Source organism: Aminivibrio pyruvatiphilus (assembly GCF_004366815.1).
In the GTDB taxonomy this organism is placed as follows: Bacteria; Synergistota; Synergistia; order Synergistales; family Aminobacteriaceae; genus Aminivibrio; species Aminivibrio pyruvatiphilus.
The window spans coordinates 1-15,741 of the sequence record NZ_SORI01000008.1 but is presented as its reverse complement, the minus strand read 5'-3'; the positions used below and the strand labels follow the sequence as shown (position 1 = coordinate 15,741).

The following is a 15,741-nucleotide window of genomic DNA, read 5'->3' as shown; positions in this document are numbered from 1 at the left end:
GGAGCCCGCGAGGTGCTCCCTTGTTGCTGTATCTTCGGAAGGCTCCAGGGAGGGAGAGTTTCGTGTTCAAATTTGATGATAAAGGAAGCGGAAGAGGAAAGGGCGGAAATTCCAGGTGCTCTTTCTGCGGGAAGGGGCAGGACGAAGTCCAGAAGCTTATAGCCGGACCCGGGGTCTATATTTGCGATGAATGCGTCCACCTCTGCAATCTCATTCTCAATGAGGAAGCGGAAGAGGCGGGCGGAGGGGCGGATCACTTCATCCCCATGTCCGAAGCCCCGAAGCCGCGGGAGATAAAGGCCTTCCTCGATCAGTATGTCATCGGCCAGGAGTGGGCAAAAAAGAGCGTCTCCGTGGCGGTCTACAACCATTTCAAGCGCATCAGCAACAATCTTGGAAAGGATGCCGACGTGGAGCTCCAGAAAAGCAACGTGCTTCTTCTCGGGCCCACGGGGTGCGGCAAAACCCTTATCGCCCAGACGCTGGCGAAAAAACTCAACGTTCCCTTTGCCATCGCCGACGCCACCACCCTCACCGAGGCGGGATATGTGGGCGAGGACGTGGAAAACATCCTCGTGAAGCTCCTCCAGGCTGCAGACTACGATGTGAAGGCAGCCCAGCGGGGAATCATCTATATTGACGAGATCGACAAGCTGTCGAGAAAATCCGAGTCTGCATCCATCACCCGGGATGTTTCCGGGGAAGGTGTCCAGCAGGCGCTGCTGAAGATTCTCGAGGGAACCGTGTCCAACGTTCCGCCCAAGGGAGGACGGAAGCACCCGTACCAGGATTTCATACAGATCGACACGTCCAACATCCTCTTTATCTGCGGGGGAGCCTTCGACGGCGTGGAGGAGATCATCGGGCGCAGGGTGAACAAAAAACTCATCGGTTTCGGCGGCGACATCATGGGAAAGCATGACGCCCGGAGATACGAGATCATGAAGCAGATACAGCCGGAGGATCTCATGACCTACGGGTTCATTCCCGAGCTCGTCGGCCGTCTTCCGGTGCTCGTTCCCCTTGAAGAGCTGGACGCCGACGCGCTGGTCCGGATTCTTTCAGAGCCGAAGAATGCCCTTATCCGGCAGTACCAGAAGACCTTCTCCATGGAGGGGGTCTCACTGGAGTTCACCGACGAGGCGGTCCGGAGCATAGCCATGAAGGCGAACGAAAAAAATACGGGGGCCAGGGGACTTCGCTCTATTCTCGAGAACATCATGATGGAGCTGATGTACGATATTCCCTCCAGGAGCAGGGAAGTCCGGAAAGTCATCATCACGAAAGATGCCGTGGAAGGGCTGCAGGACCCCGTTCTTGAGGGAAAGAGCTCCAAGGAGGTCGCCTGACCAATGGAGAGTCCGCGCCGCTGCTACGTCCTCCCCATACGGGACATCGTGGTCTTTCCGGGGATCATAGCCCCACTTTTTGTGGGACGCCCGAGATCCCTGAAAGCCATAGAAATGGCCATGCTCCAGGACAGAAACATCCTCGTGGTCGCCCAGAAGGATATGCAGATCGACGACCCCAGGGTGGAAGATCTCTACGCCGTGGGCACCCTCTGCACCATTCTGCAGATGGTGCGAATTCCCGACGGAACGACGAAGGTGCTCATCGAGGGGGTCGAGAGGGTCAGGGTCGAATCCTTCAGCAGGGGGAAAGAGGCTCTCGAGGCCGACGTGGTGCCCCTTCCATGGGACGAGAGCGTTTCTCCGAACCTCGAGGCCCTGAAGCGGAGCGTCCTCGAGCAGTTTGACAAGTATGTGACCCTCCATCCGAGAATTCCGGCGGAGGTCCTCGTCACGGTGATGAATGTCGACGACCCCAGGCAGATTTCGGACCTGGTGAGCTCGCACCTGTCCATCAAGGTGGAACGGAAACAGCGCCTGCTGGAAATGGTTGACCCCGAGAAAAGCCTCAAGTTCATCCTGAAGCTCCTTCTCGAGGAAATCGACATCCTCCAGCTGGAGCATGACATCCAGGACAAGGTCCGCCAGGAAGTGGAGCGGGGACACAAGGAATACTACCTCAGGGAGCAGCTGAAGATTATCCAGGACGAGCTCGGCCAGAACGAGACGCCGTCGGAGATCGAGGAGCTCCGGGGGAAGATCGAAGAGGCGGACATGCCGGAGCTGCCCAGAAACAAGGCGCTCCACGAGCTCGACCGGCTCTCGAAAATGCCGGTCATGTCAGCGGAAGCCACGGTGGTCAGAACCTACATTGACTGGCTGGTGGCTCTTCCGTGGAACAGGTTTTCCCCTGACAACCTCGACATCGTCAGGGCTGAAAAAGTGCTGGAAGAAGACCATTACGGCCTGGAAAAGGTCAAGGAGCGGATTCTCGAATTTCTGGCGGTGCGCAAGCTCGCCTCCGGCAGGATGAAAGGGCAGGTGCTCTGTTTCGTCGGCCCTCCGGGGGTGGGAAAAACCTCCCTCGGGAAATCCATCGCCCGGGCTCTTGAACGAAAGTTCGTCAGCATGTCCCTCGGCGGCATGCGGGACGAGGCCGAGATACGGGGGCACCGCAGAACCTACGTCGGCGCCATGCCGGGGCGGATCATTCAGAAAATACGGCAGGCCGGGGTAAGAAATCCGGTCCTGCTCATGGACGAGATCGACAAGATGGGGCAGGACTTCAGGGGAGACCCCTCCGCCGCCCTGCTCGAGGTGCTGGACCCGGAACAGAACGGTGCCTTCACCGATCATTTCATGGAGGTGCCGGTGGACCTCAGCGACGTGATCTTCATCACCACCGCCAACGTGACCCATTCCATTCCCCGTCCCCTGCTGGACAGGATGGAAGTGATAAAAATACCGGGATACGTGTGGCAGGAGAAGATCAGGATCGCGAAGAGACATCTGTTCCCCCGCATTCTCACGGAGCACGGCCTGTCGCCGAAGCAGGTGAAAGTGACCCCGAAGGGTCTGGAACAGCTGATAAGCGAATACACCAGGGAAGCGGGAGTCAGGGGGCTGGAAAGAGAACTCTCCACCATCTGCAGGAAAATCGCAAGGAAACTGGTTGAAAAAGGGGAGGACTTCGAAGGTGCCGTGACTGTGGGTCCCAGGGAGCTGAAAGAGTACCTGGGTCCGCCCAGGCTGTATGATCTCCGGCTGCCGAAGAAAAAGGAGACCGGCACGGCTGTGGGCCTTGCATGGACCGAGACGGGGGGAGACGTGCTCGTCATCGAGGCGGTCACCATGAAAGGAAAGGGGGACGTCACCCTCACGGGCAACCTGGGCTCGGTGATGCAGGAATCTGCCCAGACGGCCCTCGGTTTCCTCCGGGCGAACGCGGATGGGTTCGGCATCGGCGACGTGGACTGGAAAACTATCGACGTTCACCTTCATGTCCCCGAGGGAGCCATACCCAAGGACGGGCCTTCGGCAGGCATCACCATGGCCCTTGCCATGCTCTCCGCCGTCCGGAAGAGCCCCGTTTTGCCGGAAATCGCCATGACGGGGGAAATTTCCCTTCAGGGAAAGGTCCTTCCTGTGGGCGGGATTCGGGACAAGATCCTGGCGGCGAAACGCCAGGGGATAAAGAACATCATCCTTCCGGCTGCCAACAGGCCCGACGTGGAGGAGATCCCGGAATGGTCCAGGGACGGACTTTCCTTCAGGTACGTGGAACGGGCGGCGGAAGTGTTCGACTTCGCCCTCGAGAGAGCGAAATTGAAATGACGGGACTCTGGAAGGTCCGCCTCGAAGCCACGGCATTTCGGGCGGACCAGTTCCCTCTTCAGGACGTTCCCGAAATAGCCGTGGCGGGAAGGTCGAACGTGGGCAAGTCAAGCCTCGTGAACAAGCTTCTCGGAAGCCGCCTTGCCCATGTGGGCGCAACGCCCGGAAAGACCAGGAGCATCAACTTTTTCGCCGTGGAAAGTCCCGCCTGCCCCTTCAGGCTGGTGGACCTTCCCGGATACGGATACGCTTCCAGGAGCAAGGGAGAGCGGAATCAGTGGTCTGCTCTCATTGACAGCTACGTTTCGAACAGGGCGTCGCTGGAGCTCGTGCTTCATCTCGCCGATTTCAGGCACGGTCTGCTCGCCAACGATACAGCTCTCCAGGACTGGCTTTCCCACCTGGACCTTCCCCTGCTTGTAGTTTTCACCAAAGGGGATAAAATTTCAAAGGGCGCCAGAAGAGGCACGCTCCAGAAATATATCCGGAACGGCCTGAAATCGGTGGATGTGCCGATCATCACGTCGGCGGAAAAGGGAGACGGCATTCAGGACCTGAGGCTCTTTCTCGAGAAGTATCTCGCTTCCGGGGACCATACGTCTCCCGGGGGATCACCGGAAGAGTAAATTTACGCAACGGAGGGAGTTTCGTCATGTCTGATATCCTGGAAAAAATGGCCAAAGCGTACGACCCCAAACCCATTGAGGACAAATGGTATGCCTCGTGGACGGAAAAAGGACTTTTCAAGGCCCGCCCCGGCGGCGACAAATCCAGTGCCTTTTCCATCGTCATTCCGCCTCCCAACGTGACGGGTTCCCTTCACATGGGACACGCCTTCAACCACACTTTCCAGGATATTCTCTGCAGGTACAAGAGAATGAGGGGGTACAACGTTCTCTGGCTTCCCGGCACCGACCACGCCGGAATCGCCACCCAGAACGTGGTGGAGCGGAGGATAGCGGGGGAGGGGAAATCCCGGCACGACCTCGGACGGGACGAATTCGTCCGGAGGGTCTGGGAGTGGAAGGAAGAGTTCGGCAGCCGCATCATCAACCAGATGAAGAAGCTCGGCAACTCCTGCGACTGGGACCGGGAACGGTTTACCCTTGACGAGGGGCTCTCCCGGGCTGTCAGGACAGTCTTTGTCCGCCTGTACGAAAAAGGGCTCATCTACAAGGGGAAATATATCATCAACTGGTGCTCCCGGTGCCATACCGCCCTCTCCGACATCGAGGTGGAGCACGAGGAGCACGGAGGGAAGTTTTACCATGTCCGGTATCCCTTCGTCGACGGCGAAGGCTGGCTCATCGTCGCCACCACCCGTCCGGAGACCATCTGGGGGGACGTGGCTATAGCCGTTCACCCGAGGTCTGAAAAGGCGGCCCTTGCCGGAAGAAAAGTCCGGGTGCCCCTCGGCGGGCGGGAAATCCCCGTGATTGAAGATATCATGGTGGATCCGGAGTTCGGCACCGGCTGCGTCAAGATAACGCCTGCCCACGACCCCAACGACTTCCTCGTCGGTCAGCGCCACAGCCTCGAGCAGGTGCAGGTGATCGACGAACACGGCTTCATGAATGAGCTGGCGCCGGGGTACGAAGGCCTTTCCATCGAAGAGGCGAGAAAGAAGGCCGAAGAAGACCTCCGGAACTCGGGACTTCTGGAAAAGACGGAAGAGATGGTCCATTCCGTGGGGCACTGCTACAGGTGCCGCACCGTGGTGGAGCCCTATCTCTCCGAGCAGTGGTTCGTAAAAGCCAAGCCCCTGGCCGAGGCCGGGGTCAGGGCCGTGGAGGAAGGCAGGATACGCTGGGCCCCGCAGCAGTGGGAAAAAGTGTATTTCCAGTGGATGGAGAATATCCGCGATTGGTGCATTTCCAGGCAGCTCTGGTGGGGGCACCGCATTCCCGCGTGGACCTGCGAAGACTGCGGCCATATCACGGTGTCTGAGAACGACCCGGCTGCCTGTGAAAAGTGCGGTTCCACGAAGATAGTCCAGGACGAGGATGTCCTCGATACCTGGTTCAGCAGCGCCCTCTGGCCTTTTTCCACCCTCGGGTGGCCCGACGAGACGGAAGACCTTGGGTTCTATTACCCCACGTCCCTCATGGTCACGGGGTTTGACATCATCTTCTTCTGGGTGGCCCGGATGATCATGATGGGCCTCGAGTTCATGGACGAGGTTCCCTTCAGGGATGTGTACATCCACGCCCTTATCCGTGACGAAAAAGGCCAGAAGATGAGCAAGTCGAGCGGCAACGTCATCGATCCTCTCGACATGATCGACAAATACGGCGCCGACGCCCTCCGGATGACCCTGGCGGCCCTCACGGTGCAGGGGCGGGACATCCTTCTGAGCACCGGCAAGATCGAGACGTACCGGCTGTTCATGAACAAGATCTGGAACGCGTCCCGGTTCGCCCTCATGAACCTGGAAGACGGCGTGCCTCTTTCGGAGCTTTCGGCCGATTCTCCCCTGGCCCTACATGACCGGTGGATACTCGCCAGGACGAAGACTGTCTGCGGCGAAGTGTCCCGGCTGCTTGACAGCTTCGGGACGGGGGAAGCGGCGCGCCTCCTGTACGATTTCGTGTGGGGGGACCTGTGCGACTGGTATCTCGAGCTTTCCAAGCCGGCCCTCAGGGGAGACGAAGGTCCCGAAAGAAAACTGGCCGCCCGGACCGTGATTTTCGGAGTTTTCCGGGATGTCCTTCTGCTTCTTCACCCCTTCATTCCCTTCGTGACCGAAGAACTCTGGGAGACCTTCGGTTTCGGCGGCGGATTCATCGAAGAGAATGCCTGGCCCCGATGGGAAGACAGGCCCGACTATCCGGGAGCCGCTGAAAAAATGGGGCTTTTCCAGGAAACGGTCCGCATCCTGAGAAACCTCAGGGCGGAATCCAGAATCGCACCCCAGGCATTTGCGAACCAGGCATTTGTGCAGACGGAAGAAAATTCCCTCCTTGCCGAAGTGCTCAGGGAGAATGGAATGATCATGGAAACCCTCACAAAAATACGGAAGATCACCCTTCTTTCACCGGAGGAAGAAAAACCGGCCGGTTCTCTCTCATCCCAGATGGAGAGCGGAGAGGTCAGCCTCGTGGTGGGGGATATCCTGGACATCGCTGCGGAAATAGAACGACTGAGCCAGGAAATGGCCGGAATGAGGAAAAACATCGAGGCCGGGAGGAGAAAACTGGCCAACGAAGATTTTGTCAGCAGGGCGCCGGCGGAGGTCGTGGAGAAGGAAAAGGACAGGCTCGCGGAAAATGAAGCCCGTCTCTCCAGGATTGAAGAAAACCTCTCAAGCCTGAAACGTTCCTGATACGGCCATGAACACGAAGCCCCGGTCCTTCGAAGAACTGGAGAATGTTTTTGCTTCCCTCGCCAGTGCGGGAATCCGCCCGGGGCTCGACCGTATTTCCCGCCTGATGGAGAAGCTTGGAAATCCCCAGATGGACTTCCCGGCAGTCCACATCGTGGGCACCAACGGCAAGGGATCCACAGCCTCCTTCTCCGATTCCATCCTCAGGGAGGCGGGGTACAGGACTGCTCTCTACACCAGCCCCCATCTCGAATCACCTGATGAACGACTTCTCATCGACGGTTTTCCCCTTTCCCTCGGGGAATGGACCGGGGCGGCGGAGGCCATTCAGAAGGCCCTGGAGGAGGATGATTTCCTCCGGTCCGACCCTCCCACCTTTTTCGAGCTCATCACGGCGGCGGCGTTTCTTCTCTGCTCACGGAACCGGGTGGAGCTTGCCGTGGTAGAGGCCGGACTCGGCGGAAGGCTCGACGCGACGAATCTCCTGGGAAACGTGGTCCTCACCCTCGTGACGTCCATTTCCATGGACCACATGGACTTTCTCGGCGACACCCTTGAAAAGATCGCGGGGGAAAAATTCGCGGTCATGCGGGAAGGGATTCCCGCTTTTTTCTCGGGCAGTCCCGCCGGTCTTGTTCCTCTTTTCCGGGAAAGAGCCCGTGCCGCAGGCGCCCTTCCCCATGTTCTCCCCGAAGAAGTCCGGACAGAGAACATATCCGTTACGGCTGAGGGAACGGCTTTTTCATTCTTCTGCGGAGGCGGACGCTTTCCCATACGGACACCGCTGCACGGTTCTTTCCAGGTTGAAAACTGCTCCCTTGCCGCCGCCGGGATGTTGTGCCTCTCCGGCCGGTTTCCCCGCATCACGGGGGAAGCCCTTCTTCAGGGAGCGGAGAATGCCCGCTGGCCCGGGCGGTTTGAAATACTCAGAGCCGATCCGCCCCTGGTCCTTGACGGAGGGCATAACCCTGACGGTATAAGAAGGCTTGTGGAGAGTATCCGGGGAATCTACGGCGGGAAAAAACCGACAGTCGTTTTCGCCTGCATGAAGGACAAGGATTTTCCCGCAGGGCTCTCCCTGCTGCTGAAAGGAGCCGGGAGACTTATCTGCACGTCCGTTCCCGGCAACCCGAGATCGGCCGATCCGTTTGTGCTCGCGGAGGCGGCTAGGCGCAGCGGGTGGAAAGAGGACGCGGTGGAGGTCTTCCCGGACCCCCTGGATGCCCTGAAGGCTTCAGAGCGAAAGGGGCAGGGCACCGTATGCTGCGGCAGCCTCTACTTCATCGGCTGGATGCGCACCCTGATCCTTTCACGAAGAGAGGAGCTGCTTTTTTGAAAGGGAACGGCCCGGCATACGAAATCGAAGATTCCCCAGTGAACGATTCCATAGTTTTTCTGCCGCCGGAGGGGGAAAAACGGTTTTTCATGCGGCTGTTCCTGAAGGGAGCTGCCATGGACCGGTCGTCGGGCGTTCCCGGCCGTTCCAGGAATCTTCTGCTGGACCCGTTCCCCAGGAGAGGTTCCCTTGTAGCCCCTCAACAGGTTCACGGAACTGATGTCATTGCGGCTTCCGGCGGCGCGGCCCTTCCGGCCCGGCCCATGGCCGACGGAGTTCTTATCGACCGGTGCGGCATAGAGGCCTCACTCCGGTTTGCCGACTGTTTCCCCGTGGTGATAGCTTCCCTTTCTCCTTCTCCCCGGATCGTCCTCCTTCATTCAGGCTATAAAGGCACCGTGCTCAATATCACGGGCAGGGCCGTCCGTTCCCTTCTGGATGAGAAGGGAGCCGACCCGTCGAAAACCTGGGCCTGGATCGGTCCGGGAATCGGAAGAGAGCACTACTTTCGGAAAAAGGACGAGCCCTGGACGCAGAGGGGTATAGAGACTTTTTCCCGGCACAACATAGCGGAAGACGGGGATGACGTTTTTTTCGACCTTGGCGGCGAGATCAGGAAACAGCTCAGGGATGCGGGCATCGGGGAAGAAATGATCTGTTCCGTCCCCCTGTGCACTTTCAGGGATAATGATGTATGCTATTCATACAGAAGGGGCGACAGGGAAAACAGGCTTTTTCTTCTTGCCTGGATGGAATAATTTACTCTCATGCCACTTTTGATGCTCCCTCCGTGAGAATACTGTACGGGGAAAGCACTTTTCAAGCATCTAAAGGAGTTGATCCGTTCATGGACCTGAAACGGCTGGGTGTCATCGGGGTCGGACATCTCGGACAGCACCATGCTAGGGTATACACAGAACTCCTCGGGACGCAGCTCGTAGGCGTCGTCGACCAGAACGAAAGCAGGGCCGCCGCCATAGGAGACAACCTGGGCGTTCCCTGGTTTACGGATATGGATGAGTTTATCGCCAGGGCAAGGCCTGATGCCGTCAGTGTTGTGGTCCCCACGAGCCTGCACTTCGAAATAGCGAAGAAGGCGCTGAGCAACGGGATTCATGTCCTCATCGAAAAACCGGTGACAACCACGGTGAGCGAAGCGGAGAGTTTGCTTCGAATAGCGGCCGACTCTGATCTCGTCCTTCAGGTGGGGCATATCGAGAGGTTCAACAGCGCTGTCCAGTACATTTCGAAGATTGTTCACGAACCTCTCTTCCTCCAGTCCCGGAGACTCGGCCCCTTCTCTCCCCGTATCAGCGACGTCGGGGTCGTACTTGACCTGATGATCCACGATATCGACATCATACTCTCCCTTGTCCGTTCCGAAATTACGGCCATTTCCGCCACCGGAAGATGCATCCGGTCAGATCACGAGGACATCGCCTCCGCCCAGATCTCGTTTGAAAACGGATCCATGGCCCACATCCTCGTAAGCCGGGTTTCGGAGAGACGGCTGAGACAGCTCGAGATCATGGAGCCTGAGCGATACGTAACCATCGACTATGAAACTCAGGACGTATCCATCAACCGGTGCGTACGGCAAAACAACAGCAGTCTCGTGGAGGTTATCGAACACCCGGTCTTCCCCAAGAGCGAACCACTGAAGCTGGAGCTGCAGCATTTCGTAACCTGCGTCCGGGAAGGAAAACAACCCCTTGTCGGGATCACTGACGGCAAGCGGGCTCTGGAGGTCGCCGTATCGGTGCTGAAACAGATTCATCTCAACGATGAAAGTGCCGCCGGCAGGGAAGAGGCAGGAGTGTGCTGATTTTCTTTCTCCCGTTCCAATGACCGAAACATCCCGAAAAAATGGTATAGTAGATGCCCTGGGTGCGAAATCCAGGGTATCTTTTTGTGGAAGGAACATTTTTTTCTTTTTTCTCTCCGGGCATTGCCGAAAAAAAGGATTTTTTAAGTGGCGTTCCCTTTTTTTATGAGTTATCCTAATTGCCATTATCAGAAGCTGAAAGTTGAGTGAAGAATGCCTATAGTCAATGTTCAAGCGCTTATAGCCCTCGGAATGTTTCTTGCCTCATTGTTCATCGCCCGTATCGTGGTGCGTATACGGAGCGGCTCCCTGCCCGGCGGGGAGATGTGGGTGCTGTACCTGAGAATGCTGCTGGGCTTTCTTCTGGCAGGGGCGGTTACGCTCGCTTTTTATTCCTTTGCGGGCATCGATGTCATTTCGAAACATTTCTGAGGATATTCCGGGAGTTGAGAGGGGGAGTGCCGCCGATGGATCGTGATTGCAAATGGCTTCGGACCGTGCTGTTGCTTCCTCTGTGCCTCTTTTTTTTCTTTCAGGCGGTGCCCCTTGAGCCTGCGGTCCTCCCCCCGGCGAACAGGGAAGAGGCTGAGAAGTTTTTCGGCAGCGCCTACGGCAAGTATTGCACCCGGGATTACTACGGGGCTCTTGAAGACCTTGACAGGGCGCTGAAGCTGAACACTTTTCTCGTTGACTTCTATCTCATGCGCGGCCTTGCGCTTCACAGAACCGGAAGAGCTGACGACGCATTGAAGTCGCTGAAGTATTTTCTGGAAGTCCGGCCGAGAGATACGGCGGTTCCCCGTATACTTTCACGGTTTGAAGAAGAGGGAAGGTTCCTCGGCGATGTTCTTGCGGGCAGGCCTGTCTTTTCCCGGACTGCTTCTTCCATGAGGGACCTGAGGACTGCCCTCGGCCTTCCCGTTCTACAGAACCTGGGGATTAAAGGGCTCGGCAAGGCTGAATCCTCTCCCTCGGGAGGACTGGCTGTCGCAGATACGCTCGGCGGCCGGCTGTGGATGCGCAACCGGGGAGAACGGTCCTTTTCCGGTATCGATTTGGAATCCCCTGTGACAGCTCTTTTTTCAGGGCAGACCAGCGGGATTGTCCTTCTTGAAAGCGGGAAGGTCCTCTCCTTCGGCGACGGCGGGAAAGAACTGACGGAACTCGGGGAACTTCCCTTTCCTCCCTCTGACGGCGCCCTGATCTCGGAAGGCGCCTTCGCAGCAGTGAGTGCTTCCTACAGAAGAGCGGGGATATTTTCCCTTCCTGACCTGTCTCTTGTTTCCGAACTGACCTTTCCTGAAACGGAGCACCCCTTTGAGCCCGCGGCAGCGGCGACATTCGGAGAATGGCTTGCAGTGGCCGACCGCAACAACAGCCTGGTTTTCATTGTGTCCCTCCGGGAAAGGCGCACGGAGTTCTCCTTCGGGGCGGATTCGCCCCGGGACTTGGCCTGGTCGCCTTTCGGCGATCTCTTTGTTGTCCATGAAAAGGGAGAGGTGAGCAAAACAACCATTTCCTTTGAGACCATGGAGGCAGTAAGGTCGGAGACCGTGATTCGTGAAGCACCCGGAGCCTGGAGCCTTTTTTCCCTCGAGGACAGGGTATACTGCCTCGATGTGGCGGGGTTTTCACTCTGGGAGATGTATTTGTTTCCTGAAGAATCCTCCCCAGCGTTTCTCTCCCTTGATACTCCCTCAGTCCTCAGGGAGGAAGACAGGGAGAGCTTTCTGCTCGGGGCGTCGATTTCAGGGCCGTACCGCACGTATATGTCGAGGAACAGGCCGGTTGTCACGTCGGTCTGGAATGAAAGGATGCTGACGGCGGACTTCCGGTTCCTGCCGGAAAAGGCGGCGGATCCCGCCGTGTTCTTCGTGCCCCCGGGCAGCCGGGCGGGAGGCCGTTTTCATGAAGCGGCCACGGGAAAAGAGGTTCTGCAGATTCTTGGGCAGCTCTGGACAGATAAAAGGAACAGGCTCACCGATGTTGCTGCTGCATCCTCCATTCCCTTTTCTCCCGGAGAACTGAAGCAGCTTGCAGGCTTTTGCCTTCAAAACGGAATTCGCCTTTTCGCATTCTGCGACACCGTTTCGCCGATGCCCCTCGTCCGGGCATCGGGACTCACGGGAGGAACAACCCTCTTTTCCCCGCAAGGGGATCTGCCGGGGTATTCCTCGTCTTACCGCGGAGAAGTCAGGATTTCCCTGCCTTCCGACGAAACGTCGTCCGGCTTTCCCAGCCGGTCCGTCCTTTCCGTCTACATGGACGTAGGTTCGGCATCCTCAAGGGACTGGATGCCCCTATGGCCCGATCTTCTGTAAATTACAGGCTATTGACAGAACAAATTTTCGAGGAGGGGATGCACGCATGAATACGGAATACAAAGACGCCAGGGCGAAATTCGAGGCAGGCGTGGCGAAGTCGCTTCAAAAGAACAAAGAGAGAAAGGAAAACTTTACTACCGGAGGAGGGCTCCCCCTAGGGAGACTCTACGGTCCGGACGACACCGAGTCCGTGGACTATATGAAGGATATCGGGTTTCCCGGAGAGTACCCCTTTACGAGAGGCGTCCAGCCCACCATGTACCGGGGCAGATTCTGGACCATGCGGCAGTATGCGGGATTTGCCTCTGCGGAAGAGTCCAACGAGCGCTACCGCTACCTGCTCTCCCAGGGGACGACCGGCCTTTCCGTAGCCTTTGACCTTCCCACCCAGATAGGCTACGATTCCGACGACCCCATGGCCCAGGGGGAGTGCGGAAAAGTGGGAGTTGCCATTGACAGTCTCCAGGACATGGAAATCCTTTTCGACCAGATCCCCCTGGACAAGGTCTCCACCTCCATGACGATCAACGCTCCCGCGAGCGTCCTCCTTGCCATGTATATCTGCGTGGGCGAGAAACAGGGTGTGCCCATGGACGTCCTTTCGGGAACCATCCAGAACGACATTCTCAAGGAATACATCGCCCGGGGGACGTACATCTTCCCCCCGAAGCCTTCCATGCGGCTTATTACCGATATTTTCGCGTTCTGCAGCGAGAACGTGCCGAAGTGGAACACCATTTCCATCTCCGGATACCACATCCGCGAAGCCGGAAGCACCGCTGCACAGGAAGTAGCGTTCACCCTAGCCGACGGTATCGCCTACGTGGAAGCCGCCGCCAGGAAAGGTCTTGATCCCAACGTTTTCGGAGAGCGTCTTTCCTTCTTCTTCAACGCCCATAACGATTTCCTCGAGGAAGTGGCGAAATTCCGCGCAGCCCGGCGCATGTGGGCGCGAATCATGAAGGACCGCTTCAGCGTCACCAACCCGAAGGCCCAGATGCTTCGGTTCCACACCCAGACGGGGGGAAGCACCCTCACGGCCCAGCAGCCGGAAAACAACATCGTCCGCGTTACCATGCAGGCCCTTGCCGCCGTCCTGGGAGGAACCCAGTCGCTCCATACGAACAGCATGGACGAGGCGCTGGCCCTTCCGAGCGAAAAGAGTGTCGGTATAGCCCTTAAAACCCAGCAGATCATCGCCTACGAATCGGGCGTGACCAATACGGTCGATCCCCTGGCAGGATCCTACGTGGTTGAAAGCCTCACGAACGAGATCGAAAAGAAAGCCTTCGAGTACATCGGCCAAATAGACGACATGGGCGGCATGCTGACCGCCATCGAAAAGGGATACGTGCAGAAGCATATCCAGGATGCGGCCTACGACTACCAGAGATCGGTTGAGGCGAAGGAAGCCATCGTTGTCGGTGTGAACAAGTTCCAGGTCAGGGAAGACAACGGGGAGATGAACCTCCTTACCGTGGATGCTTCCGTGGGAGAGCGGCAGATCGCCAAGCTTCACAAGCTGAAGGAATCCAGGGACAACCTTGCCGTAAAGAACGCCCTCGATGACATCCGCAGGGCGGCGGCCGACGACTCCACGAATCTCATGCCCCTCATCATCAATGCCGTCCGCTCCTATGCAACCGAGGGAGAAATTTGCGGCGTACTCCGGAACGTATTCGGAGAGTATACCGAAAATATCGTTCTGTAGCGGCACGTCCGTTTAGAAAGTCTTATAACACACTGGAGGGATATTCCGTGGACGAAAGAAAAATCAGGGTGGTTGTGGCAAAACCGGGACTCGACGGACACGACAGGGGAGCGAAAGTCGTGGCGAGAGCTCTGCGGGACGCCGGAATGGAAGTGGTGTACACCGGCCTGAGGCAGACACCGGAACAGATCGTTGAAACCGTTCTTCAGGAGGACGCAGATGCGGTAGGCATCAGTATTCTTTCCGGAGCCCACACGTTTTATTTCACGAAGATCATCGACATGCTGAAAGAAAAGGAGGCCGGGGACGTCATCGTTTTCGGCGGAGGAGTCATTCCCGACAAGGATATTCCGGGGCTTCTCGAGGCCGGCGCAGGAGCGGTCTTCGGACCGGGAACCCCGACGTCCGTCTGTGTTGAATGGCTTGAAAAGGCTGTGGCGGAAAAAAGGGCCAAAGAACAGTAGCCGCTGTGGATATTCTCATTAACAAGGCGCTGGCAGGGGATACCCGGGCCATCGCCCGGATAATCAGCCTGATTGAAAATGATGATCCGGTAGCCGATGGGATTTTGCGCCGGATTTACCCCCTCACCGGCAAAGCCATGGTCATCGGCATCACGGGCAGTCCCGGGGCAGGGAAAAGCACGCTGACCGACAAGCTGATCGAATCTTTCCGGAAAAAGGGGAAGAGTGTGGGGATTATCGCCGTTGATCCCTCGAGCCCCTTCTCCGGTGGAGCCATCCTTGCCGACCGTATCAGGATGCAGCGCCATACAGGAGATCAGGGCGTGTACATCCGGAGCATGGGAACCAGGGGATCCCTCGGCGGCCTGAGCAGGGGAACCCGGGAGGCGGTGCTGCTTCTTGACGCCTGCGGCAAGGATGTCATTATCATCGAAACCGTCGGTGTCGGCCAGTCGGAAGTGGACATCATCAAGATTGCCGATACGGTGTGCGTCGTCCTGGTTCCCGGCATGGGCGACGATATCCAGATAATGAAGGCGGGCATCATGGAAATCGCCAATGTCTTTGCCATCAACAAGGCCGACAAGCCGGGAGTCGACAGGGTAGCCGCCGAAGTGAGGCTCATGCTCGAGCTTGTCAGGGACAAGGCCTGGACACCTCCCGTACACCTTACCGTCGCGGAAAACGGCACCGGTGTGGAGGAGTTCGCCGAGAGCATCATGAAGCATCATGAATTCGTCAAAAACAGTCCTGAGGGCACGCGGTTCGAGTTCAGGCGCCTTTCATCCGAGGTGGAAGATATCCTTCTGAAGAATCTGACGAGGAAAGCTGAAAAAGTCTGGCAGGCTCACAAAAGCCGGGAACTTATGGAGGACCTGGCTGCACGAAAAATAAACCCCTACACGGTCTCAGCGGACATACTCAGGAAACTGTTCCCGCGGACGGAAGACAACCAGGGGACAAAGGAGGCAAACACATCAGATGTCACACCGAACAATTGACGAGCTGTGCGAAGAGCTGGTAAGGAAGCACGAGGAAGCGCAGGGAGGCGGAGGACCGAAGGCGATAGCGAAGCA

General features: G+C 57.6%; 12 protein-coding genes. All 12 read left to right on the top strand.

Translation table 11 applies throughout. From position 1 onward, the window contains the following. The first annotated feature begins 62 nt into the window (after positions 1 to 62). The 12 genes from clpX to meaB all read left to right on the top strand — a co-directional run bounded on the left by clpX (position 63) and on the right by meaB (position 15,666). Positions 63 to 1,349, top strand: a complete 1,287-nt coding sequence (gene clpX / locus C8D99_RS07360) for an ATP-dependent Clp protease ATP-binding subunit ClpX (protein WP_133957499.1) — start codon at positions 63 to 65, stop codon at positions 1,347 to 1,349. Positions 1,350 to 1,352: 3 nt separating this feature from the next. Beyond that, on the top strand, positions 1,353 to 3,683 hold the full coding sequence (gene lon / locus C8D99_RS07355; protein WP_133957498.1) for an endopeptidase La: 2,331 nt from the start codon (positions 1,353 to 1,355) through the stop codon (positions 3,681 to 3,683). Beyond that, positions 3,680 to 4,309 carry a ribosome biogenesis GTP-binding protein YihA/YsxC gene (gene yihA / locus C8D99_RS07350; protein ID WP_133957497.1) on the top strand — a complete coding sequence of 210 codons (630 nt, stop codon included), beginning with the start codon at positions 3,680 to 3,682 and terminating at the stop codon, positions 4,307 to 4,309. The genes lon and yihA overlap by 4 nt, the downstream gene beginning before the upstream one ends. A gap of 26 nt (positions 4,310 to 4,335) precedes the next feature. Then, positions 4,336 to 7,005: a valine--tRNA ligase gene (locus C8D99_RS07345; RefSeq protein ID WP_133957496.1), complete on the top strand. Its 2,670-nt coding sequence runs from the start codon at positions 4,336 to 4,338 to the stop codon at positions 7,003 to 7,005. A gap of 7 nt (positions 7,006 to 7,012) precedes the next feature. Further along, positions 7,013 to 8,341, top strand: a complete 1,329-nt coding sequence (locus tag C8D99_RS07340) for a bifunctional folylpolyglutamate synthase/dihydrofolate synthase (protein ID WP_133957495.1) — start codon at positions 7,013 to 7,015, stop codon at positions 8,339 to 8,341. Between the two features lie 38 nt (positions 8,342 to 8,379). Further along, a complete protein-coding gene (locus C8D99_RS07335; protein WP_208321124.1) occupies positions 8,380 to 9,099 on the top strand; it encodes a purine nucleoside phosphorylase YfiH/LACC1 family protein in 720 nt (239 codons plus the stop codon). An 89-nt stretch (positions 9,100 to 9,188) separates the two neighbouring features. Next, positions 9,189 to 10,166 (top strand): Gfo/Idh/MocA family protein, encoded by a 978-nt coding sequence (locus C8D99_RS07330; RefSeq protein ID WP_133957493.1) that lies wholly within the window; start codon positions 9,189 to 9,191, stop codon positions 10,164 to 10,166. Between the two features lie 213 nt (positions 10,167 to 10,379). Then, positions 10,380 to 10,598, top strand: a complete 219-nt coding sequence (locus C8D99_RS07325; RefSeq protein WP_133957492.1) for a flagellar biosynthesis protein FliR — start codon at positions 10,380 to 10,382, stop codon at positions 10,596 to 10,598. Between the two features lie 35 nt (positions 10,599 to 10,633). Continuing rightward, the gene (locus tag C8D99_RS07320) at positions 10,634 to 12,487 is read left to right on the top strand and encodes a tetratricopeptide repeat protein (RefSeq protein ID WP_133957491.1); all 1,854 of its coding nucleotides are present in this window, start codon (positions 10,634 to 10,636) and stop codon (positions 12,485 to 12,487) included. A gap of 46 nt (positions 12,488 to 12,533) precedes the next feature. Further along, positions 12,534 to 14,201 (top strand): acyl-CoA mutase large subunit family protein, encoded by a 1,668-nt coding sequence (locus C8D99_RS07315; RefSeq protein ID WP_133957490.1) that lies wholly within the window; start codon positions 12,534 to 12,536, stop codon positions 14,199 to 14,201. A 47-nt stretch (positions 14,202 to 14,248) separates the two neighbouring features. Then, positions 14,249 to 14,665, top strand: coding sequence for a cobalamin B12-binding domain-containing protein (locus C8D99_RS07310; protein WP_133957489.1), 417 nt, complete (start codon positions 14,249 to 14,251; stop codon positions 14,663 to 14,665). A 5-nt stretch (positions 14,666 to 14,670) separates the two neighbouring features. Beyond that, positions 14,671 to 15,666: a methylmalonyl Co-A mutase-associated GTPase MeaB gene (meaB, locus tag C8D99_RS07305; RefSeq protein ID WP_133957488.1), complete on the top strand. Its 996-nt coding sequence runs from the start codon at positions 14,671 to 14,673 to the stop codon at positions 15,664 to 15,666. The last annotated feature ends 75 nt before the right edge of the window (positions 15,667 to 15,741 follow it).